This window comes from Arthrobacter sp. SE2 (genome assembly GCF_058244265.1).
Genome location: NZ_JBZAYA010000002.1, coordinates 461,455 through 484,933, shown reverse-complemented (window position 1 = coordinate 484,933; position 23,479 = coordinate 461,455). Strand labels below are relative to the sequence as shown.

Here is a 23,479-nt window from a genome sequence, read left to right as displayed (position 1 = left end):
TGGCAGCGTAGAATCATCCACTAATTCCGCTGTCCGAAATCCCCGCAGCAGCTCAATCCCCGGTAAATGGTTTACGTGGTTCTCCACCGTTGTAGTGGTATTTGCTTTCACCGGCGTCACCGCCGGCATCACTGCACCCGCGGCCCAAGCCGCTAATCCAACCGTCGTCACGTTGACCTTTGACGACGCAAATGCCGACCAACTCAACGCCGCGCAGACCATGCAGAGCCTGGGCCTGGTGGGTACTTTCTTCACGCCGTCCGGATTCATCAACAACCCCAATTACATGACGACGAGCGACATGCAGGGCCTCGTGGCGAACGGCAATGAGATTGCCGGCCACACCGTTACCCACCCGGACCTGACCACAGTGACGCTGGATGAGGCAACACGCCAGATTTGCAACGACAGGGTGAACCTCACAAACCTTGGATTCACGATCACGGACTTCGCGTACCCGTTCGCTGCCGAGAACGCATCCCTCGAAACCGTAGTCAAGAACTGCGGGTTCAATAGCGCCCGCAATCTTGGTGACATCAAGACGCGGTTCAGCTGCGCGGGGTGCCCGCTCGCGGAGACCATCCCCCCGGCCAACCCGTACAACACCGCGGCCCCGGATGAAGTCGACAACACTTGGACCCTGGCGGACCTCCAAAAGTCCGTCACTCAGGCGGAGCCGGCAGGCGGGTGGGTCCAACTCACCTTCCACCACATTTCAGCTACCAGCACGGATCCGCTGAACATCACTCCGACCCTGTTCAACCAGTTCGCCGCGTGGCTCAAGTCCCGGCCCGCAACCACCACGGTCAAGACGGTGGCCCAAGTGATTGGCGGAACCGTCAAGCCGCTCGTCTCGGGACCGCCGGCGCCACCGGAGGGTACCGGCAACCTGGTCAAGAACCCAAGCCTTGAAACCTTGGTCAACGGGGCTCCGCAGTGCTGGGCCGCCGCAGGCTACGGCACCAACACGGCAGCCTTCTCCACCGTCAGGCAGGCACACACAGGAAAAGTCGCCGAACAGCTCGTGGTCTCCAACTATGTCGACGGCGACGCCAAGCTGTTGCCTACCCTTGACCTAGGCGGGTGCTCACCCACAGCCACACCCGGGAACTCCTATTCAATAGGTGCCTGGTATAAATCGACCACAAGCACCCAATTCGAGCTCTACTACCGGATCGGCGTGGGCTCATGGAAGTACTGGACATCGAGCCCCTGGTTCTCAGCGGCCACGACCTTTCAAAAGGCCACGTGGACAACGCCTCCACTGCCTACTGGCGCGAGCGGCATAAGCTTCGGGTTGAACCTGTTCAGCAACGGCACGCTCACCACCGATGACTACGAGATGTTCGACGTCGGCACACCGCCACCGCCACCGCCGCCACCACCAGCCGGCGGCAACCTGGTACAAAACCCCAGCCTTGAAACGGCCGGTACGGGCTCGTTCCCGCAGTGCTGGCAGGCCGGCGGATACGGCACGAACACCGCCACGTTCAGCACGGTTGCTACCGCGCACACTGGTACCAAAGCGGAGAAACTCACCATCACTGGATACTCCAGCGGTGACGCGAAACTGCTGCCCACAATGGACACCAGTACCTGCCCACCTGCGGCCGTCGCAGGACACACCTACTCGGTACGTGTCTGGTACACCTCCACAGCCGTCACACAGTTCGCTTTGTATTACCGTGACGCCTCGAACAACTGGGTGTACTGGACCTCCGGACCGTGGCTGAATACCGCCACTACCTACACACAGGCAAGCTTCACGACGCCGGCACTTCCCGCCGGGGCCACTGCCATCAGTTTCGGGTTGAGCTTGTTCAGCAACGGATCGGTCACCACCGACGACTACGCGATGTACGACAGCGTGGGAGCTCCGCCGCTGGGCTGAGCAACCGAGATTCACTGAGACAACTGAGGGCGGCTGCTTAGCCGCCCTCAGTTGTTTTATCTGGCAGCCTTCAGAACGTCCGGCAGCTCGTCAACGAATACGGTCCCGGGCGGCTCGTAGTAGATGACAAGCACCTCGTCACCCACGTTGAAAACACTGCTCTTGTCGAATGGATGCGCGTGGAATGCGCTTGTGCCGCCGTGGAACGGCAGCATCACTTCCCCCACAGTGCCTGGCCCGATACGACCCGTGACCCTACCGATTTTGCCCGTCAGGCTCCGATCAACCTCTTTGTGCATCGGTGTCCCTACACATCAGGGGTTTTGGTGGGCCGCTTGGGCGGTTCCTTGCCGTTCTTGAGCGCTGCTGTGATCGACGGCAGGTAGTTGCCCACCTGGGACAGGATCCCACCCACCATGCTGTTAAGGCCCTCGCCGCCGTTCAGGACCGTCAGGTTACCCACGTGGGCAAAGGGTTCAGCCGCGGCTGCCACGATCGCAGGCATGTTCTCCGCGAGCTGTTGGGAGATAACGGCCTCTTGGTTGGTTCCGAGAGCCTCGGCACGGGCCTTGATGCCGTCCGCTTCCGCCAAGGATTTGGCCTTGATGGCGGAGGCCGCAGCGTCCCCCCGGGCCTTGGTGGCCGCGGCTTCGGCTTCACCGGTGATCTTCGTAGCTCCCGCAATGGCGGCCGCCGCCGTGGCGTTGGCCTGGGCTTCGACTTCCACCTTGCGGGCGTTCGCCTGGGCCTCGAGTTCCGTTCGCCGTGCCCGCGCCTCGGACGCGCTGATATCGGCGGCCTTTTGGGCTTCCGCCTCGGTCCGCTGCGCGTACGCCTTGGCATCGGCAGGCTTTCGGATGGACGTCTGGAGCTTCTGCTCCTCGCGGTCCGCCTCGAGCTTGGCCACCTCGGTTTCTTGAACCACCACTTGCTGGCGCGCCGTGGCGTCGGCCAACGGACCTGCCTGCGCGGCGTTGGCCTTGGCGGTTTCGGCATTGGCTTGGGCCGCTGATTGCTTGATCGCCGAAAGGCTTTGGGCGTCCGCGATCTGGGCGGCGGCCTCGGCTTCCCGCTCCGCAGCCTCGCGGTTCCTGGTGGCTTCAGCGATGCGGGCCTCCATTTTGACCTGTGCAATGTGCGGTTTGGCCAGGTTTTGGATATAGCCCGTGGGGTCTTGGAGATCCTTGATCTGCAGGGAATCAACCACCAGGCCAAGCTTTTCCATTTCTATGCCGCTCGCGCTGCGGACCAACGACGCAAGTTTGTCGCGCTCACGGATGATCTCTTCCATGGTCATGCTGCCAATGATCGAGCGCAAATGCCCCTCAAAAACGTTGTAGACCTGGCTTTGCATTTTGGGCTGCTGGCCGAGAAACCTCCTCGCGGCATTCGCAATGAAAGGTGCGGCGTCACCGATTTTGTAAATAACCACGCCCTCCACGATCACCTGGATACCTTGCGAGGTCACGCAGTTGACCTGGAGTTCTGTTTCATTCAGCGTGAGGGACAAAGTCCTCACTGTTTGGAGCCCTGGAACCACCAAGGCGCCTTTCCCGGTGACGATTTTGAAATCCATTCCGTCCCTGGTGTCCAAACTTCCCCGAGTCAGACCGGAAATGATCAATGCCTCGTTTGGTTCAGCCACCTTCCACATCAATTTGATGAGAAGCCTAATGACGGCAACGGCGACAACTACCCCCAATACGGTGACAAGAAGGGGGAGATACGCAACGAGGTCGAACATGACTGTCCTTTCAACGGCAAGCACCCAAGTGGCTCGTGTAGTCAGTCTGCTTTGGTCTGCTCCAGGAGTCCAGCAATTTGGTTACCTACAATTGACACAACGGATGCCCCTAGGCGCGCGTTCCCGCGAGCGATTCAGTCCTCGCCTCTGAAGTGCCTTCCGCTGGGACAGCCGGGACGCCGTCGCCCTCTTGGCCGTAGAGCCAGTCGTTGTACTGGAAGTCGCCGTCCTGTCGGCTCTTGAACAGCAGGTTCCGCAAGATGCGCGCGACGCCGGAAACGTGCCACGACTCTCCCCAGACGCGCGCGGTGCGTTGGACACGGGCCGTGCGCGCTGCGCGGGCCGAGTTGAAGTCGCCGATGGCGCGGTCCCATGCACCGGCGTCCACGCCGTCGTCGGTAAACACGGAACCGACGGTGGAGTCCTGGAGGACGGCGGCGTCTTCAAGCGCCTGGCAGGCCCCCTGTGCCAAGTACTGGAGCATGGGGTGCGCGGCATCGCCCATCAAAACCAGACGGCCGTCGATCCAGTTCTCGATGGGATCCCGATCGTACATAGGCCAGCGGATGCCGGTCGCCAGGTTCCGGAGCGCCAGCTGTACTGCCGGAATGCAGTCCTTGTAAGCGGCCTCGAGTTCGTCGACGCCGCCGTACTGCTCCTCGCCGCGCTCGAATGACGGCGACTTGAAGACAGCCACCGTGTTGAGCAGTTCGCCTTTGCGCAGCGGGTATTGCACGAGGTGGCAGTCCGGTCCGAGGTAGACGACGACGTCCTCGAGATCGGTTGCCGGGGTCGCAGGCGTGATGGGCACCGTTCCGCGGTAGGCGACGTACGACGACGACACCGGCCCGTCCTGCGCGACGGCGGCGCGGAGCGTGGACTTGAGGCCGTCCGCGCCGATCACGACGTCGGCCTCGTAAACGTCGGCGCCCGCGGTGTGCGCCACGCCGCGGTGGTTCACGGTCTCGACTTTCTCGACGACGACGTCGTTCACCAAGCGGACACCGGCGTCCTGGCAGGCCTCCAACAGGATCCGGTGCAGGTCGCTGCGGTGGATCACCACGTACGGGGCGCCGTAGCGCTCTTCGAACTCGCCTCCGAGGGTCTGCCGCGTGAGTTCCTCACCGCTCAGGGCGTCGCGGAACACCAAGTGCTTGGGCCGGACGCCGATTTCCAACGCCTTCTCCAAAAGGCCCCAACGCTTCAGGACGCGGGAGGCGTTGGGGGCCATCTGCAGTCCCGCGCCGACCTCGCCGAATTCGGGCGCCCGCTCAACCAACGTCACCTCGGCGCCGTTTGCGCGGAGGGCCAGGGCGCCGGCAAGGCCGGCCATCCCTCCGCCGACGACGAGGACTTCAGTGGACGGTTTGCGGTCAGACATTGCGGGCTCCTACAGAGGTGGTGTTCTTGGATTGGATTTCGGGGGTGTTGATCCTGGCCGTTTTGATCTTCGCGCCGATCGCGCCGAGCAGGATGGCCGCGACGGCGGCGGCCCCGGCGAATGCGAGGAAGTTCGAGTTGACGCCGAGCCCGGCCGCGAGCAGCAGTCCGCCTACCTGGGGTGCGGCGACTGCGCCAATGCGGCCGACTCCGAGGGCCCAGCCGAGCGCCGTGCCCCGCAGATGCGCCGGGTAATGGCTGGCCACTGCCGCGATGATGAGGCACTGGGTTCCGTGGGTGCCCACCCCGGCCAGCACCAACATGACGTAGACAAGCCCCACGGGCGGCCCCGCCACCAGTACGGCCAGCGCGACGGCGGCGACGGCGGCTGCCGCGATCGCCGTCGGGATCGGGCCGAAGCGGGTTCCCGCCCAAGCGGTGGCCGCCGAGCCGCCGACGGCACCGAGGTTGAGTGCCAGCGCGAACGTCAGGGCTGATCCGAGGTTGTAGCCAGCCAGTTGCATCAGGTTCGGCAGCCAGGTGCCCAGACCGTACCAGGCAAAGAGCGTTACGAGGGTGGAGATCGCGAACAGGAGACTCATGCCGAGGTACGGTGCCCGGAGCAGGGACTTGAAGCCCACTGCTTGCTTCGCATCTTTTGCGGCCGGGAGGGTCGCCGGGAGCGTTTCCGGGAGGAATCGCATGCCCAGCGGAACCACCACGAGCAGGGCCACGGCGGCCACAAGGAACATGACCGGCCATCCGAATGCGGGAATCAGCGGAATGCCCGCCAACGCGGCAATCGAGCCGCCGATCGGCACTCCGGACATCATGAGAGTGGCGATGGTGGACCGCCATTTGGCAGGGACTAGCTCCGCGACCAAGGCATTTGCCGAGGGAACAAGTCCGCCGAGGCCGATGCCGGCCAACAAGCGCAGGCCCCCGAAGACAAAGGCGTTCGGGGAGAATGCGCACAGAATAGTGAAGAGCGAAAACAGCGCGGCGCAGGCGATGATCGTCCGTCGGCGGCCCCAACTGTCTGACATCCTGCCAGCGAAGATGGCTCCGATCATCATGCCAAGGAACGCCATCGAACCGACCGTGCCGGCCGTGGCTTTGGTGAGCCCCCAGCCTGTGTCGGTGATGAGGGACGATTGCACGGTTCCGTAGACGATGAGGTCGTAGCCATCGAATACTACGAGCAGCCAGCAGACAAGCACAGCGGTGGCGGAACGCTTGGAGAACCGGGCGGAGGCCCCGGGGGATTGGTGAACGCCGTGTTGGGTCCGCTCCGGCGCTGCAGCGGATGGTGTGTGATTCATCCCACCACTGTGTAGCCGTTGTTTGTGTAGCCCAATAGAATTCTGTGGTGCAGAATCTCCCAGCCCGCAAGAAACCGGCCTACTCCATCGAGGCCGTGGACAATGCCCTACACCTCCTTCAGCTCCTGCGCGACGGCGGCAGCCTACGGCTCAAGGACGCCGCCGCGGAGCTGGGAGTTGCCCCTTCCACAGCCCACCGGCTGTTGGCCATGCTGGTCTACCGGGGGTTCGCGGTCCAGGACGAGACCCGCCGCTACGTGCCTGGGCCGGCCATGGGGGTTGGCCCGGCAGGACTCAGTTGGAGCCGTTTGCTGCGCACGGTGGCGCAGCCGCACATGGAACTCCTGAGTGGTCGGATTAACGAGACCGTCAATCTCATGGTTCGGGTGGGCACCAAAGTGAGGTTCCTGGCCACGGTGGAGGGGACCAACGCCTTGCGGGTAGGCGACCGGCAGGGGACCGTCCTGCCCGCGAACAAGGCCTCGGGAGGCAAGGCGCTGCTGGCCGAGCTGGAGCCCGCCATGATTGAGCAGTTGTTCCGCAGCCACAATGCGGAGATCGGCGGGGACAACATTCCCGACGCCGAATATCCGGGCTTCCTCCGCGAGCTCGAGACGATCCGGAGCAACGGATTCGCCGCGAATTTCGAAGGCACCGAGGAAGGGATCAGCGCCCTCGGGGTTGCCCTTCACAACGGACGGGGCGTTGCGGTGGGTGCCTTGAGCGTCGCGACTCCTGTGGCAAGGTTCCGCAGGCTCTTCGACAGCGGACTCGTGGGCATCATGCGGGAAACGCAGCGCCAATTGGAGATCGATATTGCGGCAAATCCGGCCGAGTCCCAGCCTTAACCCACCCAACTGGTCCCCACCGCCACCCTCGCCTCGCAAGCTCGGCCAGGGAACCCTGGCGGCGTGGGCCCACGCAGTCGTTTTGAGGGCCCATAACGACATCTACTGCTAGCTAGTTGGGCCAGCTGATTCTGGCTAGCAGAATATGCTGGAGATCACTTGAGGACCTCCCTAGGGTCTGGAGTACGCCAAAACTTTCCCGTACCCCTCGAGGAGGCCCCTGTGTCCATCAGCGCCGATAGCACGACACGTGAATCAGTTGCCGCAGCGCACGCGATTCCGGAACCGACCCCCGAGGAGGCGGCGCAGCTGGAGCAGCTGTATGAGGATTTCGAGGCCGGGAACCTGATCCCGCTCTGGACCGAGATCGCGGACCTGATGCCGATGGTGCCGTCCCCGAAAGCCGTGCCCCATGTGTGGCGCTGGAACGAGCTGTATCCGTTGGCCGCCCGTGCCGGGGACCTCGTGCCCGTGGGCCGTGGCGGAGAACGCCGTGCCATCGCGTTGGCGAACCCCGGTCTGGCCGGCACGCCATATGCGACGCCGACGCTGTGGGCTGCCATCCAGTATCTGGGCGCGCATGAAACAGCCCCGGAGCACCGCCACTCGCAGAACGCCTTCCGTTTCGTCGTCGAGGGCGAAGGCGTCTGGACTGTTGTCAACGGGGACCCGGTGGCGATGCGCCGCGGCGATTTCCTGCTGACTCCGGGATGGAACTTCCACGGCCACCACAACGACACGGACCAGCCGATGGCGTGGATCGACGGACTGGACATCCCGTTCGTGCACTACGCGGACGCCGGGTTCTTCGAATTCGGCACCGAACGCGTCACCGATGAGGCCACCCCGGACATCTCACGTTCCGAGCGCCTATGGGCCCATCCGGGCCTCCGTCCGCTCTCCGCCCTGGAGGACACCACCAACTCGCCCATCGCTGCCTACCGCTGGGAGCACACCGACGCTGCCCTCCGCGAACAGTTGCTTCTCGAGGATGAAGGCCACCCCGCCACGGTGTCCCAGGGCCACGCCGCCGTGCGCTACACCAACCCGACCACCGGAGGGGACGTCATGCCGACTATCCGCGCGGAATTCCACCGCCTGCGGGCCGGCGCTTCCACCGAGGCCTTGCGCGAAGTCGGCTCCAGCGTCTGGCAAGTCTTCGAAGGCCGCGGCACCGTGGTACTGAACGGGGAGTCCAAGGTCCTGGAGAAGGGCGACCTGTTCGTGGTCCCGTCCTGGGCTCTGTGGTTCCTCGAAGCCGAGAGCGAGTTCGATCTGTTCCGTTTCAGCGATGCCCCCATTTTTGAACGACTGAATTTCAACCGCACGTACATCGAAGGACGCAACAAATGAGACTCCTCACCCTCCGCACCGGCGCCGGCAAAGGTACCGTGGCCGTCCGCCAGGACGGCGACACCCTGACAGAGATCGACGGGTTCTCCGACGTGGGCGCCCTCCTGCAGGACCCCGCATGGGCGGCCATCGCGGAGGCGGCCAACGGCGCAACGCACGCGTACGACGGCGCCGACCTCGCCGCCGTCGTGCCCTCACCGGGGAAAATCATCTGCGTCGGGCACAACTACCGCAACCACATCAAAGAGATGGGCCGGGACATCCCCGAGTACCCCACCTTGTTCGCGAAGTACCAGGAATCCCTGATCGGTCCCAACGACGATCTGGCGTTGCCGCAGGAATCGGACACGGTTGACTGGGAGGCCGAGCTCGCCGTCGTGATCGGAAAGAAGGGGCGCCGCATCAGCGAAGCCGACGCGGCTGATCACATCGCCGGGTTCTCGGTGCTGAACGACATCAGCATGCGCGACTACCAGTTCCGTACCGTCCAGTGGCTGCAGGGCAAGACCTGGGAGAAGTCCACCCCGTTCGGGCCGGCCCTCGTCACCAAGGACGAGTTCAAGGCCGGGCCGCTGATGACCTCCGCGGTGGACGGCGAGATCCAGCAGAGCACCCCCACCGGGGACCTCGTGTTCACCCCGGAATTCCTCGTGTCCTACATCTCGACCATCATCACGCTGAACCCGGGCGATGTGATTGCCACCGGCACGCCCGGCGGTGTGGGCCATGCCCAGGACCCGAAGCGTTACCTGCAGGAAGGCCAGCTCCTGGTCACCACCATCGAGGGCCTGGGCCAGCTGAACAACCGCGTGGTCAAGGAAGCCTGATGGCCGCCCGCCAGGACCTCACCACCGATCCGGGCCTGCAGGAACAGCTCCTGCAGGCCCGGCGGGGGACCGCATTCTTCGCCCGCAAGCTCAACGAACTCTCCGACGCCGAGCTCGACGGCGATTCGCTGCTCCCCGGCTGGAGCTGCCGTCACGTTGTAGCACACGTCGGCTATAACGCCCGGGCCATCGCCCGCTTAGTGGAGTGGGCCTCGACCGGCGTGGAGACTCCGATGTATCCCTCTGTTGCCGCGCGGGATGAGGAGATCAACTTCGGTGCCACCCTGTCTCCCATCGCATTGCGGAACCTCTTCGATCATTCGGCCGTGCACTTAAGCGTGGAATGGCGGGATCTGCCCGAGGACGCCTGGCACCACACGGTGCGCACAGCCCAGGGCCGCACCGTCCCGGCGTCGGAAACGGTCTGGATGCGCACTCGCGAAGTCTGGGTGCACGCCGTCGACCTCGGCAACGGGGCATCGTTCGGCGACATCCCGGCCTCGGTCCTGGAGCGGCTGCTGAGCGACATCACCTCCGCTTGGGCAACCCGGGGCACCGATGACGGCTTGTTGGTCAGAGTCGCCGGCACAGACCTCACGTTCGGCGATCCGGACGCCGCCGTCGTGATCACCGGGCCTCTTGCCGGCGTCGTGCAATGGGCCACCGGGCGCGGGACCGGCGGGGTGGCTGGGGGTGCTGGGCCGGTGCCGGCGGCACCCAAGTGGATCTGACGGCGTCGGGCACAAAGAAGGTTGGCACAGCCCCCGGCTTCTTCACCGCAGGAACTGCACCAACCGCTTGTATGACTATTCAGATTTGGCTGTAGATCCTACCCATTGGCGGCTCCTGTAATCCCGGGCTAACTCAATCCGGGCTTGTGAATAGGTCTATTTTGCGTCGTCAGCCAGATGCCGTGAAAACATCCAGCCTGCGGCGACCATCAGGATGCCCAAGACAATGAACGTCCAGTTGTCGAGCGTGTTCAGCGACAGGAAGTTGGCCGCCGAATCAACCCCGACACTCAGTCCGTACACACTGAGCACGATGTACAAAGCACCGAAGCTCATCAGGATATTGCGTGCGCTATGGCCGCCCGAGCGGGACATCGCCCAGCTGGTTCCGCCGATCAGCAGCTGCACAATGTTGAGCAGCAGCGACACTTGGAACGCACCCAGGAGCATTGCGTGCGAATTTGGCCCGAAGAACTGCAATTCCCCGTACCGCATGGTGATGCCCGGAATGAATCCGAGAAGGCCCACCAGCGCCATCAGAGTACCTACACCCATACCGATGTTCTGGATGTCCGTGCGTCCAAAGTGAACACCATGTGCATGTGGGGTTGCGGTAGTCATTTATTCCCTCCATCCACCTTTGCGAACAATCCAATTTTACGTCTGGCATATGCAAAAAGCGCTGGAGCGGCGGCGCCCCGGCGGCCCCGGCGCGCCCCCCCGGACGCTCGCTCACATATGCGCGGCTTCCCTCGGACGCTCGCTCACATATATGGCATTTTCCCCGGACGCTCGCTCACAAGAACGACGGCGGCGCGACGGGAGTGAGCGAGCGTTTGGTGATCGCGCCCTATAGGTGAGCGAGCGTTGGCCGGAAGGGGGCTATAAGTGAGCGGGCGTTGGAGGATTTGCGGGCCGTGCGGGCGCCTGCCGGGCGAGCGGGGCACGCCGTGGCACGATAGAACACGATGAAACTGCGCGCTGATCAGACCGGTAACCATGGCCTGCCCATGCCTTTGTGGCTGCAGGGTGCCCTTGAGTCGGCCCAGGCCGCCATCATCTCGGCGCTCGTGGTGGTCCTGCCGCTGATCGGAGTCTGGGCAACTGACGGATTCCAGAACCACAGCATCGATTTCCTGGCACGCTTGGCTGGCCAAACTTGGCTCCTCGTCCACGGCGTGCCGCTGCAGCTTGCCACCGTCAACCTGGGAACCGCAGGTCTACCGGGGTCCGGGATGCTGTCCCTTATCCCGCTCGGACTGACTCTGGTCCCCTTCCTCCTGGCATGGCGCGCGGGCCGCCGGCTGGCCAGGGCCTCCTACACGGACCAGCTGTGGCAGGCCTTCTTCGGAGCGTTGCTCGTCTACGGCGCATTCGGCGCGGCGACCGGATTCGTCTGTCGCACGCAGGATGTCGCCATCAATATCTGGTTCGCTGCATTAATTCCCCTTATCCCGTTCGGCCTCGGCATGGTGGTGGGCGCCCGTCGGGAGTCCGGCTCCTGGAGCAGGCTCATTGGCGTCGACGCCGTCGATTGGCTCGCACGCACAAGCCAACATTCCCGTTGGGCCGGGTCCTACTTCGGCTCCGCCATCAAGGCCGGATTCGTGGCAATCATGGCGGCCATGACACTCTCAGCGACGCTGCTCGCCGTCGACCTTGTCATGCACTGGACGGACATCATCGCTGTTTACGAAGGCCTGAAAGCCGGGGCCCTCGGCGGTGGCGTCCTCACCATCGCCCAGCTCGGCTATCTGCCCAATCTGGCAGTTTTCACTTTGGCTTGGTCCTCCGGCGCCGGCTTCTCGCTCGGTGTCGGCTCACACGTCGGGCCGCTGGGCACCGCCGTCGGGCCGTTGCCCGCGATTCCTGTGTTCGGCGCACTGCCCACCGGGCAGCTCGACTTCGGCGCCGCGGCCCTTGCCCTTCCGGTGATCGCCGGTCTGTTGGCAGGCTGGTGGTTCCTGCGTGCGGGGGAGAACCACTTCGACGAATGGCTTTCCATCAAGATCAAGGCGCGCTGGTTCACGGCTCCTGTTTCCACGTTGATCCTCGGCGCTCTCATCGGGGCCGTCGCAGGGGCTTTGGCTGGAGGCCTCGCCTGGCTCGCGCGCGGTTCCGCCGGAATCGGGCGTCTCACCGAGATCGGCCCGGACCCGCGGTGGACGGCAGTCTGGATCGCCGCGGAGGTGGGGATCGGCGTCGTAATCGGTTACTGGGTGGGGCCCTGGCTCGAGAGGCGGCAGAAGCTCCGCGAAGCGGATCTCGACGATGCCGTGTACGACGGCGACCGCCGCTAAGGTGCCCGCCTCACCTGGCTCGCGCCCCGGCTAGCGCAATCCGGAGGGAATGGACTTCTGGAAATCCACCTGGCACGAGTTCTGGGCGTGGAGCGTCAGGGCGCTTCGTGCGCAGTTCTCCAAGGTGGTGATCTGCTGGAAGAAGACGGCCGCGGTGAGCACCAGCAGGCTCATGACGGCCGTGACGACGAGCCCGGAAATCGTGCCAAACAAGACGATGCGTGGCTGCTTGAACCGGATGGTCCGCACGAGGACCACCACTCCAAGTACCCCCGCGATGACGGTGAGGATGCCACTGAGCCAGACGTAGCTGATGTTCAGGATGTAGACGAAGATGGCGCCAAGCACGGTCAGCAGGAATGTCCTGAACAGCGTTTGGGTAACGGCAAGCGCTGATTTGGCAGCCTCGCTCTGTGGCTGATGCTGCGGGGTGGGTCCAACGCCGGAATTCATGTTTTCCAGCCTACGCGAGCCAGCCATAAGCTAGTGCAATGCGCATTGTTGTCCTCGTCTCCGGAACCGGTTCCAACCTCCAAGCAGTCATCGACGCCGTGAAGGCGGGCGAGCTGGACGTTGAGATTGCAGCCGTGGGAGCCGACCGGCCGGGTACCTACGGCCTGGAACGCTCTGCCGAAGCCGGACTGGACACCTTCGTGGTGGACTTCAAGGACTACGCGGACCGGGCCGATTGGAACTCCGCGCTTACCAAAGCCGTTGCCTCCTACGATCCGGACGTCGTGGTTTCCTCCGGGTTCATGCGGATTGTCAGCCCGGAATTCATCGATGCCTTCGGCGGCAAGTACCTCAACACGCACCCGGCATTGCTGCCCGCTTTCCCGGGTGCTCACGGAGTCCGCGATGCCATGGCCTATGGCGTGAAAGTGACTGGCTGCACCGTCCACTGGGCCGACGCCGGCGTGGACACCGGGCCCATCATCGCCCAGGAAGCCGTCGAAATCGCCCCGGACGACACTGAAGACACCCTGCACGAACGCATCAAGGTGGTGGAGCGCAGGCTCCTGGTCCGGACCCTCGCAGAGCTCGCTGCGGGAAAACACGCCTGAGTCCTCCTTCGGACCCAACTGACTCGCATTTGTTGTCGTTATGACGGCTCAAAACGACATCTAATGCGAGCTAGTTGGGGATGCGGGGGGATGCGGGGGCATGCTCAGTCGAGGTCGAGCTGCTTGGTCTCGGGCGCAAACAACGCCATCCACACCACAGACAGCACAATGAGCCCGCCGGCCAAGGCGAAGGACGTGGCCAAGCCGAACTCGGGCCAGAAATACGAGGCGAACACGAGCGGCCCGATGCCGGCACCAACCCGGGAGAACGTCGACGCCCAGCCGAAGCCGGAGCCCCGGAGCTCGGTGGGGTAGAGCTCCGACACATAGGTGTAGAGCACCGGGATCGCCACCTGGATAACGAAGCCGAACGCCAGGAGCCAGAACACTGCCGCGTCAGGAATGTCGACCACCAAGGACACGATCACCAGGGTCAACGCGGACAGCGGCCCCGTGATGGCCAGGATCCATTTGCGGCCCACCCGCTCCACCAGCACTGCGGCGACCGCCACGCCCAGGAGCCCGACGCCGGCCATTCCGGCTGTCGTGACGAAGGCCTTGTACTCCTCGAATCCGGCGCCGATCAGAATCCGCGGCATCCACGTCAAGCTCAAGTAGTAGACCAGAAGGATGCTGAAAAACAGGGCCCAGGCCGCCGTCGTGATCTTCCAGTTGAAGTGCCAGACCCGCCGTAGCTGCTGCCACGAGCTGCCGGCGGAGAGACGCGGCGCGTCTTGCGGCGCGGGCAGGCTGTAGGCGCGTGGTTCGGTTCCCGTGGCCAGGACGAGACCGTCGATGACGTCGGCGGCCTCTTGGCGTCTGCCCCTGCGGATGAGGAAGAGCGGGGATTCGGGCACGCTCCGCCTGATCCAGAACACCAGCAGGGCAGGCAACACCATGACGAGCATGGTCAGGCGCCAATCGGCAAAGGCAGCGACGAGTCCGGCCGAAATGAAGCCGCACAGAGCTGCGCCCACGGGCCACCAACCATCCATTGCGGTCAGCACCTTCCCGCGTTGCTTCCGTGGGGTGAATTCACCTACCAAGGCGTAATCCACCGGAATGCAGCCGCCCAGCCCGAAGCCGGCCATGAAGCGGAAGACGCAGAACCAGACGAAGTCCGGCGCGAAAGCTCCCAGGACCGTGAAGATGGAGAAGATCAGCAGGGTGGCGGTGAAGGCCTGCTTCCTGCCGATGGTGTCCGCGATGGTGCCCCAAGCGAAGGCGCCCAAGGCCATGCCGATCAGGTTGGCGGTGCCGAGCCATCCGGCGTCGGCGGGCTGGAGGGACCAATGCTTGGAAAGCAGAGGGATGAGGATCCCGTTGAGGGTGACGTCCCAGGCATCGAACATGAAGCCGAGGCCGCCGATCAGGAAAATCCTGCCCTGGACCTTCCACCGCCACGGCAACTCCTGGACAACCTGCTCGCCGCTCGGGACGGTTGTGTAAGTATTCATTTCCCCTCCTGGGGAAAACTCTATCCGTGCTTCTCGATCGCCTTTCGCAGGAAGCCGCCGGCCTCATCCAAAGCGCTCTTCGCCTGCCCCGGATCGATGCCAGTCAGCACCACCAGGACGGCCGCCTTGACCGATCCACCCACGGAATCCAGCGCGCGAATCGCCGTTTCCGCGTCCACGCCCGTGGCGTGTTGGATGGTCCGCTGGGACCTCGCAAGGAGTTTGTTGTTGGTAGCCCGCAGGTCGACCATCAGGTTTCCGTAGGTCTTCCCGAGCTTGACCATGGCGAGCGTGCTGATCATGTTGAGGACGAGTTTTTGTGCCGTCCCCGCCTTCAGCCGCGTGGAACCGGCAACGAATTCCGGACCGACCACGACGTCGATCGCGACGTCTGCCAGTTTGCTGATGGGCGAGTCGTGGTTGCAGGCGATCGATGCCGTGAATGCGCCTCGGCTGCGGGCCTCCTCGAGGGCACCGATCACGTATGGAGTGCGTCCCGAAGCCGAGATTCCGACGACGGCGTCCGCCTCGGTCACGCTGATGTCGTGCAGGTCCCGGGCTCCGGCCGTGGCATTGTCCTCGGCGTATTCCACCGGTTTCTGGATGGCCTGGGTGCCGCCCGCGATGATCCCTACGACGAGCCCCGGGGGAGTGCCGAAGGTTGGCGGGCATTCGCTCGCGTCCAATACCCCGAGCCGCCCGGCCGTTCCGGCGCCGACGTAGAGCAGCCGGCCGCCGCGGGCGAGGCGCTCCGCAACGGCGTCGACCACTGCGGCGATCTCCCCGCTGGCTTGTTCGACGGCGGCCGGGACGCCGCGGTTCTGCTCGTTCATGGCGGCGACGAGCTCGGCCGTGTCCATGGTGTCCAATTCACTGAGCGCCGGCGACGCCGCTTCTGTTTGCAGGCCTTCGAGCTCGGAGCGGAGTTCCTTGAGCCGGTCGCCGTCAGGAGAATCAGGGGAAGAAGCGTCAGGCTGTTCCGTCACGGTGAATGTACCTTTCCTGGAGGAGCCCGCGGCGGTTCGCTGCGAGGGCGGCACCGTCCATTCCATCGCCTAGTGCCGCAACCACCTCAATCCCAGCCGAAGCGAGGGCGTTGTGCAAGAGCCCGCCGAAGAACTCCGATTTCACGACGCCGCCAAGGAGCGCCACTTGTTTCGTCTCGCCGGAGGCAAGGGCCGCGGTGTTCACAAGGAGCCTGCACGCTTCGTCCACAATGCCGCGTGCGACGGCGTCTCCCGCCTCCGCTTCTTTGAGCACCACGGGTGCGAAACGCGCCATGGTCCGGGCAGGGTTGTCGGATTCGGCGAGCCAGGCCGGAAGCTGCGCGGGTGAGCCAACGAGCGCGGCGGCCGCGCCGAGCAACGACGTCGCCGCTCCGCCGTCGTGCGCTTGCAGTGCGGCCTTAAGACCCTGCTGGCCGATCCACCGGCCGCTTCCGCGATCGCCCAAGAGCGGTCCCCAACCGTCGGCGCGGTGGAGGGTCCCGGCGTCGTCGAAGCGGAAGGCAACAGCCCCCGTGCCCACAATCAGCACTGTTCCGGGCGCGCCGTCCAGGGCGCCGAGTTGGGCCGCGGTGGCATCCGAGAGAACCGCGGCCGGGACCTTGAAGCGCTCGGACAGCAGGACGGCGAGTGCGTGGGAGTTGGCCGCTGAGGCCTCAACCCCGGCCACGGCGGCGCCGATTCCACGCAACGATCCTTCCGGGAATGCTGCCGGAAGCCCCCGCGGCAGCATGGCCGCGGTGTCAGCCATCAGCTCGAAGGCGAGCCGCGCGCCGTTGTCCATGCCCAGGCCGGGGAAGCCCTGCTGGTCCGCCGAGCCCAACACCTCATTCCCCAGCCTGAGTTCAACCCGGCATCGGCTCTTGCCGACGTCGGCTACCAAAATCACATCCTCGGAATCCATGGCCCAACCATATGTTGCGGACGCGGCCACGTCTCGAAAAACGAAGAGGAGCCACAACACGATAAACTCGTCCATATCCCCAGCAACCGCGGAATCCCGCGATATAAGACGGAGACTTTTGTGAGCTTGACGCAGCTTGACCGTGTTCCCATCCGCCGTGCACTGATCTCGGTTTACGACAAGACGGGGCTGGAGGAGCTCGCGAAGGGCCTGCATGCAGCAGGAGTCGCCATCGTCTCCACCGGTTCCACCGCGAAGAAGATCGCCGCAGCCGGTATTCCGGTCAAGGAAGTCGAAGAAGTCACAGGCTCCCCGGAGATGCTCGATGGCCGGGTCAAGACCCTGCACCCCCGCGTGCACGGCGGCATCCTGGCCGATCGCCGCGTTCCTGCGCACATGGAAACGCTCGCCAAGATGGAGATCGAGCCTTTCGACCTCGTAGTGGTCAACCTCTACCCGTTCGTGGAGACGGTCCGCTCCGGCGCTGCCCAGGATGACGTCGTCGAGCAGATCGACATCGGTGGCCCCGCCATGGTGCGTTCGGCCGCCAAGAACCATGCCGCCGTCGCGATCGTTGTAGACCCGAACTTCTACGGCGCCGTGGTGGAAGCCGCCGCTGCGGGTGGCTTCGACTTGAAGACCCGCCGCCGCCTGGCCGCGAAAGCCTTCGCCCACACCGCAACGTACGACACCGCCGTTGCCACCTGGACCGCCGGCCAGTTCCTCGACGAAGACGGAGACGGCATCATCGACTGGCCCGCTTATGCCGGCCTGGCCCTCGAGCGCTCCGAGGTGCTGCGCTACGGCGAAAACCCGCACCAGCAGGCCGCCCTGTACGTGGACAAGGCTGCGCCCGCCGGCATCGCCCAGGCAGACCAGCTGCACGGCAAGGCCATGAGCTACAACAACTTCGTCGACGCCGACGCCGCCCTCCGCGCCGCGTTCGACTTCTCCGAGCCCGCTGTCGCCATCATCAAGCACGCCAACCCCTGCGGTGTGGCCGTTGGTTCCGCAGATGCCGCCGACCCCATCGCCGACGCCCACGCCAAGGCCCACGCTTGCGATCCGGTGTCCGCTTTCGGCGGCGTCATCGCCGCCAACAGCATCGTCACGGCGGGAATGGCCAAGACCGTGGCCGGAATCTTCACCGAGGTTGTCATCGCCCCGGGGTTCGAGCCGGAAGCCGTTGAGATCCTGTCCAAGAAGAAGAACATCCGTCTGCTGGCCCTCCCGGACGGCTACGGCCGCTACCCGACGGAGATCCGCCAGGTCTCGGGCGGGGTCCTCGTTCAGCAAGCCGACAAGGTGGACGCCGACGGCGACAACCCCGCCAACTGGACCCTCGCCGCCGGCGAAGCCGCCGACGAGGCCACGCTGGCCGACCTCGCGTTCGCTTGGACGGCTTGCCGCGCCGCCAAGTCCAACGCGATCCTCCTCGCCAACAACGGCGCCGCAGTCGGCATCGGCATGGGCCAGGTCAACCGCCTGGACTCGTGCAAACTGGCCGTCGAGCGCGCCAACACCTTGGGCGTTCAGGTGGAGTCCGACGGTGCTGTTGGGGGCGATGCCCCCGGCGGTGCGTCAAACGTCGGGACGACAGAATCAGCCGCGAGCAGCGCTCCCGAGCGTGCCCGCGGTGCCGTGGCCGCTTCCGACGCGTTCTTCCCGTTCGCCGATGGCCTTCAGATCCTGATCGACGCCGGTGTCCGCGCCGTCGTGCAGCCTGGCGGTTCAGTGCGCGATGAGGAAGTCATTGCCGCGGCCAACGCCGCCGGCATCACGATGTACTTCACCGGAGCAAGGCACTTCTTCCACTAGGTCCGGGCTTTCGCGGGGTAAGGGCTTTCGTTAAGTCCACTCGCTCCACCAGGTCCACTCGCTCCACCAAAAAATGGACATGTCCCCCGTTCCCGGGGGGACATGTCCATTTTTTGTGGTCAGGACCGGGCATATTCGCAATATGTCCAGCCCTTGGAGCGAACAGGGGGCATGTCCGGGGGAGAGGGGGGAGGCTAGGGGGCCGTGGACGCGGTCTGGTACGTGCCTTGGATGACCTTGCCCCAGTACGGGCCGTACATGTTGCTGGAGTTGCTTCCGTAGCCGTAGCTGTTCACCGAGTTCTGGTACCCGCTGGAGCTGGTTCCAATGAACCACGGGCCTCCAGAAGAACCGCCCGTCATGTTGCAGGGGATCCCCTGGGTGTTGTACTGGGGGTTGTTGGGATCATTGGCGGCCGTGCCGGAGCAGCTCTTGAGTGATTCTCCGGTGAATGGCGATGCTGCAGGGTAGCCGAACGACTTGTACGCCAGTCCTCGTGCGGCGTTGAACTGGATCCCTGAGGCGCCCACTACGTCTGAGAGCTTCTGGCCATTGAGGGTGTTCATCACGGCGAAACCGGTGTCGTACTGGATGTTTCCATTCGAGGACCATTGGCTGGTTGTGTAGAGCGCCTTGGCCGTCCACTTGCCGTAGGGCGCGGCGCCGTCCAGGTAGGCAGGAACGAACGTGAAGTTGCTTGCGAATGCTCCGGGGCCTTCGTTCAGACAGTGGCCTGCAGTGGACACCGTGCTCTGGTTGGCCGAGGTGACGGAATTGCCGGAGCAGACATAGTTCACCCCGCCGAGTGTGAAGAACACCTTCCCGATGTGCGAAACGGACGATTCACCTGCGTTCGCTTTGCGGTCCACGGCAGGGGACGGCGCTGCGGTGCTGGTGGCTTTCTGGCCTTCGATTGTGGTCAGGGCGCTGCCCAAGCGGGGAAAAACCTGCTCGGGAGAAACCGGGAGGCCGGAAAGGCCCACTGCGGCTTGTGCCCGCGTAAGCGCCTTGCTCGCGAGAACGTCGCCGGAGACGGCGTTCTTCATCCGTTCAGGAGTCCAATAGTCAGCCGTGTTGCCGTCGGAAGCCGAATTGCTGCTGACGGTCGACGCATCGGGGCCATTGTTTATGGACGGAGCCGCGGTGGCCCCGCTGCCGGCGCCCAGCGAGAGTAAGGTGGCGGCAGTGAGGCTGAGCAGGCTTGTGGCCAGGGTCTTGGTTCTCGTCACAGTTGTCCTAGATATCGAGGGGAAGGCGGCCGGTTGGTGGTGGCCGCCGACTGACGGAACCGAAACTACCTAAGCCGTGACAAGCATGTAAAGAAATTGTTGAAATTTTGTGAGATTCGACTTTCGTTTGACAAGATGCGAATTCTGCCCTATTTTCCGAGTAGCCGGAGGACCTAGGACGCGGACGCCGACTCGTAGGCTTCCCGGATGACGGAGCCCCAATAAGGCCCGTAGATCACAGCCGGGCCGCCAGGGTAGCCGTAGCTCGTAATGGAGTTCTGGTAGGAATCCCGGCCTGAATCGACCATCCATGGTCCGCCTGATGATCCGCCCGTCATATCGCAGGGAATGCCCTGCGCCTTGAACTGTGGATTGATCGGATCCTTGGTGGCGTCACCCGAACAGCTCTTCAGCGATTGGCCGTCGAACGGCGGGGCGGCAGGGTAGCCAAAGGCTTGGTAGCTGAGCCCCCGGTCCTGGTTGAACTCTACGCCGGACGCGCCAACGACATCGGCCAAGTGCTTGCCGTTCACCGTGGCAGTGACTGCGAAGCCCGTGTCATAGCGGATATCGCCCGCGGTGCGCCACTGGGGTGTGGTGTAGAGGGCTTTGGCAGGCCAAATGCCGTAAGGGGCCTTGCCGTTGAGATAAGCCGGAACGAAGACGAAGTTCTTCACGAATGCGCCAGGACCCTCATTGACGCAGTGGCCCGCGGTCGCCACGGTGCTGTCGTTGTCCGACACGACTACGTTGCCGGAGCAGACGTAGGCGAAGGCACCCATGGTGAAGAAGACCTTGCCGACGTGGTCAATGGGGTCTTCGTCTTGGTGCAGGCTCGCGCTGCTGCCTTTGGCGCTGGCGATTTTCACTGGCGGTCCGGTTTCGACCGTGCCGCTGGCGGTGCTGGAGGTGCCACCTCGTGCGAGCGCAATACCGGCAAGGACATCGCCAGGGATTGCTGCTTGCATCCGTTCGGGAGTCCAGTACCCCGTGGGGTCGGTGTTTGTTGTCGCCAAGCTGACGAGCTGCTGCGTCCCAGGCGCTGCGAAGCTCGAAACCGCGGTGTAAGGCGTTGCGGCTGCCGCCCCTCCAGCGGCACAGAGGGTCAAAACGGCGGAGGTAAGGAGGCTCAGGAGACCAGTGATGGGGAGTGATTTCTTTGTCATGATTGTCCTGCCAATCGTTTGGCGGCCACGTGTCGTCGGCCACAGTTTGACCCCATGAACCTACTCCGATTTGGCGCGGAGGTACATAAGGTTCGGCGGGGTATGACGTTGCACAGCTCGTCCGGCGCCGTCCCGGTACGCGGCAATCCGGCCCCCTCAGGTAAGTTAGAGATGTTGAAATCTGCAGACTTTCAGGGAGATGCCCCGCCAATGGCAAAGATTATCTATACCCACACTGACGAAGCGCCGATGCTGGCGACGTACTCATTCCTGCCGATTGTGGAAGCTTTCGCCTCGACGGCCGGCGTTGAGGTCGAGACCCGCGACATTTCGCTGGCCGGCCGAATCATCGCCGTCTTCGGTGACTACCTGACTGAAGAGCAGCGGATCAGTGACGCACTGGCCGAACTGGGTGAACTGGCAAAGAAGCCCGAAGCAAACATCATCAAGCTCCCCAACATCAGCGCGTCCGTCCCGCAGCTGAAGGCAGCCGTTGCCGAACTGCAGGGGCAGGGCTACGCACTTCCGGACTACCCGGACAACCCCTCCTCCGACGAAGAGACGGACATCCGCTCGCGTTACGACAAGATCAAGGGCTCGGCCGTGAACCCGGTCCTGCGTGAGGGCAACTCCGACCGTCGCGCGCCCCTGTCGGTGAAGAACTACGCCCGCCAGAATCCGCACTCCATGGGTGCCTGGAGCGCGGACTCCAAGACCAACGTTGCGCACATGACGGAGAACGACTTCCGTTCCAACGAGAAGTCCGTGGTCATCCCTGCCGATGACACCGTCAAGATCCAGATTGTCCGCGAAGACGGCACCGTCAAGGTCCTCAAGCCGGCCTTCCCCGTCCTCGCCGGCGAAGTAGTGGACGGCACTGTGCTGCGCGCCGCGGCCTTGGACGAGTTCCTGGCTGCCCAGGTGGTCCGCGCCAAGGAAGAAGGCGTGCTGTTCTCGGCACACCTGAAGGCCACCATGATGAAGGTCTCGGATCCGATCATCTTCGGCCACGTCGTCAAGGCGTATTTCTCTGAGCTTTTCGACACCTACGGCAAGCAGATCGCTGCTGCCGGCCTGAGCGCCAACAACGGCCTCGCTTCCATCCTCAACGGCCTCGATGAACTCCCGGAGGACGTCCGCGAAGGAATCAAGGCGGCCATCAAGAAGGGCCTGGCAGACGGCCCGGCACTGGCCATGGTCGATTCCGACAAGGGCATCACCAACCTGCATGTTCCCAGCGACATCATTGTTGACGCTTCGATGCCGGCTATGATCCGCAGCTCCGGCCACATGTGGGGACCGGACGGCAAGGAAGCCGATACCCTCGCGGTCATCCCGGACAGCTGCTACGCGGATGTCTACCAAGTGGTCATCGATGACTGCCGTGCGCACGGCGCCTTCGATCCCACCACCATGGGTACGGTTCCGAACGTCGGCCTGATGGCACAAGCGGCCGAGGAATACGGCAGCCACAACAAGACCTTCGAGGTTGAGTACGCCGGAACCATGCAGCTTGTGGATTCCTCCGGGACCGTGCTGATCGAACACCAGGTCTCCCCGGGCGACATCTGGCGCGCCTGCCAGACCAAGGACCTGCCAATCCGCGACTGGGTCAAGCTGGCTGTCACCCGTGCCCGCGCCTCCAAGATGCCAGCTGTATTCTGGCTCGACGAAACCCGCGCCCACGACGCTCAGCTGATCGCCAAGGTCAAGGAATACCTGAAGGACTACGACACCGAGGGCCTGCAGATCGAAATCATGTCCCCGGAGAAGGCCACCGCGTTCACGCTGGAGCGGATCCGCAAGGGCGAAGACACCATCTCGGTGACCGGAAACGTGTTGCGCGACTACCTCACCGACCTGTTCCCGATCCTCGAACTTGGCACCAGCGCCAAGATGCTCTCCGTGGTCCCGCTGATCAATGGCGGCGGCCTCTTCGAGACCGGTGCCGGCGGATCGGCTCCGAAGCACGTCCAGCAGCTCCTGCAGGAAAACCACTTGCGCTGGGACAGCCTGGGCGAATTCCTCGCGCTGGCCGTTAGCTTCGAGCACCTTGCCACCACCACCGGCAATGCGCGGGCCCAGGTCCTCGCCGACACGCTGGACCGCGCAACGGGCACGTTCCTGCTGGACAACAAGTCCCCGAAGCGCAAGGTGGGCGAACTCGACAACCGGGGCAGCCACTACTACCTCGCCAAGTACTGGGCGCAGGAACTTGCCCAGCAGACCGACGACGCCGAGCTCGCCGCGGCGTTCTCCGCCGTCGCCAGGGCCCTGACGTCCAATGAGGACACCATCATCGCCGAGCTGCTGGCAGTCCAGGGTTCGCCTGCCGACATCGGCGGCTACTACCGCCCCGACGCCGCAAAGGCAGAGGCCGTGATGCGTCCTTCCGCGAAGCTCAACGAGGTTGTCGCCACGCTGAACTAAGCGCCCCGCAC

Annotated in this window: 20 protein-coding genes; 9 read left to right on the top strand and 11 right to left on the bottom strand. The window is 64.1% G+C overall.

The features are described from left to right. Positions 1-1,891, top strand: a 1,891-nt coding sequence (locus tag AC4CS3_RS04915; RefSeq protein WP_490782439.1) for a polysaccharide deacetylase family protein, incomplete at its 5' end; no start/stop codon positions are given. A 56-nt stretch (positions 1,892-1,947) separates the two neighbouring features. On the opposite strand, the gene AC4CS3_RS04910 is transcribed toward AC4CS3_RS04915, so the two are convergent. The 4 genes from AC4CS3_RS04910 to AC4CS3_RS04895 all read right to left on the bottom strand — a co-directional run bounded on the left by AC4CS3_RS04910 (position 1,948) and on the right by AC4CS3_RS04895 (position 6,337). Beyond that, entirely contained in the window at positions 1,948-2,190 is a 243-nt protein-coding gene (locus AC4CS3_RS04910) for an NfeD C-terminal domain-containing protein (protein ID WP_284991741.1), read from the bottom strand. 8 nt (positions 2,191-2,198) lie between these two features. After that, a complete protein-coding gene (locus tag AC4CS3_RS04905; RefSeq protein WP_490782438.1) occupies positions 2,199-3,635 on the bottom strand; it encodes a flotillin family protein in 1,437 nt (478 codons plus the stop codon). A gap of 109 nt (positions 3,636-3,744) precedes the next feature. Next, positions 3,745-5,016, bottom strand: coding sequence for an FAD-dependent oxidoreductase (locus AC4CS3_RS04900; protein WP_490782437.1), 1,272 nt, complete (start codon positions 5,014-5,016; stop codon positions 3,745-3,747). Continuing rightward, positions 5,009-6,337: an MFS transporter gene (locus AC4CS3_RS04895; RefSeq protein ID WP_490782436.1), complete on the bottom strand. Its 1,329-nt coding sequence runs from the start codon at positions 6,335-6,337 to the stop codon at positions 5,009-5,011. The genes AC4CS3_RS04900 and AC4CS3_RS04895 overlap by 8 nt, the downstream gene beginning before the upstream one ends. A gap of 47 nt (positions 6,338-6,384) precedes the next feature. Between AC4CS3_RS04895 and AC4CS3_RS04890 the strand changes: the two genes are divergently transcribed. The 4 genes from AC4CS3_RS04890 (at position 6,385) to AC4CS3_RS04875 (ending at position 10,096) form a co-directional block, all read left to right on the top strand. Further along, entirely contained in the window at positions 6,385-7,185 is an 801-nt protein-coding gene (locus tag AC4CS3_RS04890; protein ID WP_441413991.1) for an IclR family transcriptional regulator, read from the top strand. A gap of 222 nt (positions 7,186-7,407) precedes the next feature. Further along, positions 7,408-8,538 (top strand): cupin domain-containing protein, encoded by a 1,131-nt coding sequence (locus AC4CS3_RS04885; protein ID WP_490782435.1) that lies wholly within the window; start codon positions 7,408-7,410, stop codon positions 8,536-8,538. Then, the gene (locus AC4CS3_RS04880) at positions 8,535-9,365 is read left to right on the top strand and encodes a fumarylacetoacetate hydrolase family protein (protein WP_490782434.1); all 831 of its coding nucleotides are present in this window, start codon (positions 8,535-8,537) and stop codon (positions 9,363-9,365) included. The genes AC4CS3_RS04885 and AC4CS3_RS04880 overlap by 4 nt, the downstream gene beginning before the upstream one ends. After that, positions 9,365-10,096, top strand: a complete 732-nt coding sequence (locus AC4CS3_RS04875; RefSeq protein ID WP_490782433.1) for a maleylpyruvate isomerase family mycothiol-dependent enzyme — start codon at positions 9,365-9,367, stop codon at positions 10,094-10,096. The genes AC4CS3_RS04880 and AC4CS3_RS04875 overlap by 1 nt, the downstream gene beginning before the upstream one ends. Before the next feature lie 156 nt (positions 10,097-10,252). Here AC4CS3_RS04875 and AC4CS3_RS04870 read toward each other — a convergent pair whose 3' ends face one another. Continuing rightward, on the bottom strand, positions 10,253-10,717 hold the full coding sequence (locus tag AC4CS3_RS04870) for a DUF4383 domain-containing protein (protein WP_490782432.1): 465 nt from the start codon (positions 10,715-10,717) through the stop codon (positions 10,253-10,255). 347 nt (positions 10,718-11,064) lie between these two features. Between AC4CS3_RS04870 and AC4CS3_RS04865 the strand changes: the two genes are divergently transcribed. Beyond that, the gene (locus tag AC4CS3_RS04865) at positions 11,065-12,396 is read left to right on the top strand and encodes a cell division protein PerM (RefSeq protein WP_490782431.1); all 1,332 of its coding nucleotides are present in this window, start codon (positions 11,065-11,067) and stop codon (positions 12,394-12,396) included. Positions 12,397-12,426: 30 nt separating this feature from the next. On the opposite strand, the gene AC4CS3_RS04860 is transcribed toward AC4CS3_RS04865, so the two are convergent. Next, complete coding sequence (locus AC4CS3_RS04860; RefSeq protein ID WP_490782430.1) at positions 12,427-12,849, bottom strand: hypothetical protein; 423 nt, start codon at positions 12,847-12,849, stop codon at positions 12,427-12,429. 38 nt (positions 12,850-12,887) lie between these two features. Here AC4CS3_RS04860 and purN point away from each other — a divergent pair, with 38 nt between their 5' ends. Then, complete coding sequence (purN, locus tag AC4CS3_RS04855) at positions 12,888-13,460, top strand: phosphoribosylglycinamide formyltransferase (protein WP_490782429.1); 573 nt, start codon at positions 12,888-12,890, stop codon at positions 13,458-13,460. A 104-nt stretch (positions 13,461-13,564) separates the two neighbouring features. Here purN and AC4CS3_RS04850 read toward each other — a convergent pair whose 3' ends face one another. From AC4CS3_RS04850 to AC4CS3_RS04840, 3 genes are read right to left on the bottom strand one after another with little or no spacing between them, the layout of a single operon-like run. Then, positions 13,565-14,917, bottom strand: coding sequence for an MFS transporter (locus tag AC4CS3_RS04850; RefSeq protein WP_490782428.1), 1,353 nt, complete (start codon positions 14,915-14,917; stop codon positions 13,565-13,567). Positions 14,918-14,937: 20 nt separating this feature from the next. Then, positions 14,938-15,903, bottom strand: a complete 966-nt coding sequence (gene murQ, locus AC4CS3_RS04845) for an N-acetylmuramic acid 6-phosphate etherase (protein WP_490782427.1) — start codon at positions 15,901-15,903, stop codon at positions 14,938-14,940. Beyond that, on the bottom strand, positions 15,887-16,825 hold the full coding sequence (locus AC4CS3_RS04840; RefSeq protein WP_490782426.1) for an N-acetylglucosamine kinase: 939 nt from the start codon (positions 16,823-16,825) through the stop codon (positions 15,887-15,889). Before AC4CS3_RS04840 ends, murQ begins: the two co-directional genes overlap by 17 nt. A gap of 120 nt (positions 16,826-16,945) precedes the next feature. Between AC4CS3_RS04840 and purH the strand changes: the two genes are divergently transcribed. Continuing rightward, positions 16,946-18,643: a bifunctional phosphoribosylaminoimidazolecarboxamide formyltransferase/IMP cyclohydrolase gene (gene purH, locus AC4CS3_RS04835; RefSeq protein ID WP_490782425.1), complete on the top strand. Its 1,698-nt coding sequence runs from the start codon at positions 16,946-16,948 to the stop codon at positions 18,641-18,643. Between the two features lie 194 nt (positions 18,644-18,837). Here purH and AC4CS3_RS04830 read toward each other — a convergent pair whose 3' ends face one another. Together AC4CS3_RS04830 and AC4CS3_RS04825 are read right to left on the bottom strand one after the other, a co-directional pair. Continuing rightward, the gene (locus tag AC4CS3_RS04830) at positions 18,838-19,872 is read right to left on the bottom strand and encodes a trypsin-like serine peptidase (protein WP_490782424.1); all 1,035 of its coding nucleotides are present in this window, start codon (positions 19,870-19,872) and stop codon (positions 18,838-18,840) included. Positions 19,873-20,045: 173 nt separating this feature from the next. Further along, positions 20,046-21,038 (bottom strand): trypsin-like serine peptidase, encoded by a 993-nt coding sequence (locus AC4CS3_RS04825; protein WP_490782423.1) that lies wholly within the window; start codon positions 21,036-21,038, stop codon positions 20,046-20,048. 210 nt (positions 21,039-21,248) lie between these two features. Between AC4CS3_RS04825 and AC4CS3_RS04820 the strand changes: the two genes are divergently transcribed. Next, positions 21,249-23,468 (top strand): NADP-dependent isocitrate dehydrogenase, encoded by a 2,220-nt coding sequence (locus AC4CS3_RS04820; protein WP_490782422.1) that lies wholly within the window; start codon positions 21,249-21,251, stop codon positions 23,466-23,468. The last annotated feature ends 11 nt before the right edge of the window (positions 23,469-23,479 follow it).

Bases quoted from the DNA above. Each gene is read 5' to 3' on its own strand.
- AC4CS3_RS04910 (WP_284991741.1), bottom strand. From the start codon at position 2,190: ATGCACAAAGAGGTTGATCGGAGCCTGACGGGCAAAATCGGTAGGGTC.
- AC4CS3_RS04905 (WP_490782438.1), bottom strand. From the start codon at position 3,635: ATGTTCGACCTCGTTGCGTATCTCCCCCTTCTTGTCACCGTATTGGGG.
- AC4CS3_RS04900 (WP_490782437.1), bottom strand. From the start codon at position 5,016: ATGTCTGACCGCAAACCGTCCACTGAAGTCCTCGTCGTCGGCGGAGGG.
- AC4CS3_RS04895 (WP_490782436.1), bottom strand. From the start codon at position 6,337: ATGAATCACACACCATCCGCTGCAGCGCCGGAGCGGACCCAACACGGC.
- AC4CS3_RS04880 (WP_490782434.1), top strand. From the start codon at position 8,535: ATGAGACTCCTCACCCTCCGCACCGGCGCCGGCAAAGGTACCGTGGCC.
- AC4CS3_RS04875 (WP_490782433.1), top strand. From the start codon at position 9,365: ATGGCCGCCCGCCAGGACCTCACCACCGATCCGGGCCTGCAGGAACAG.
- AC4CS3_RS04870 (WP_490782432.1), bottom strand. From the start codon at position 10,717: ATGACTACCGCAACCCCACATGCACATGGTGTTCACTTTGGACGCACG.
- AC4CS3_RS04865 (WP_490782431.1), top strand. From the start codon at position 11,065: ATGAAACTGCGCGCTGATCAGACCGGTAACCATGGCCTGCCCATGCCT.
- AC4CS3_RS04860 (WP_490782430.1), bottom strand. From the start codon at position 12,849: ATGAATTCCGGCGTTGGACCCACCCCGCAGCATCAGCCACAGAGCGAG.
- purN (WP_490782429.1), top strand. From the start codon at position 12,888: ATGCGCATTGTTGTCCTCGTCTCCGGAACCGGTTCCAACCTCCAAGCA.
- AC4CS3_RS04850 (WP_490782428.1), bottom strand. From the start codon at position 14,917: ATGAATACTTACACAACCGTCCCGAGCGGCGAGCAGGTTGTCCAGGAG.
- AC4CS3_RS04840 (WP_490782426.1), bottom strand. From the start codon at position 16,825: ATGGATTCCGAGGATGTGATTTTGGTAGCCGACGTCGGCAAGAGCCGA.
- AC4CS3_RS04825 (WP_490782423.1), bottom strand. From the start codon at position 21,038: ATGACAAAGAAATCACTCCCCATCACTGGTCTCCTGAGCCTCCTTACC.
- AC4CS3_RS04820 (WP_490782422.1), top strand. From the start codon at position 21,249: ATGGCAAAGATTATCTATACCCACACTGACGAAGCGCCGATGCTGGCG.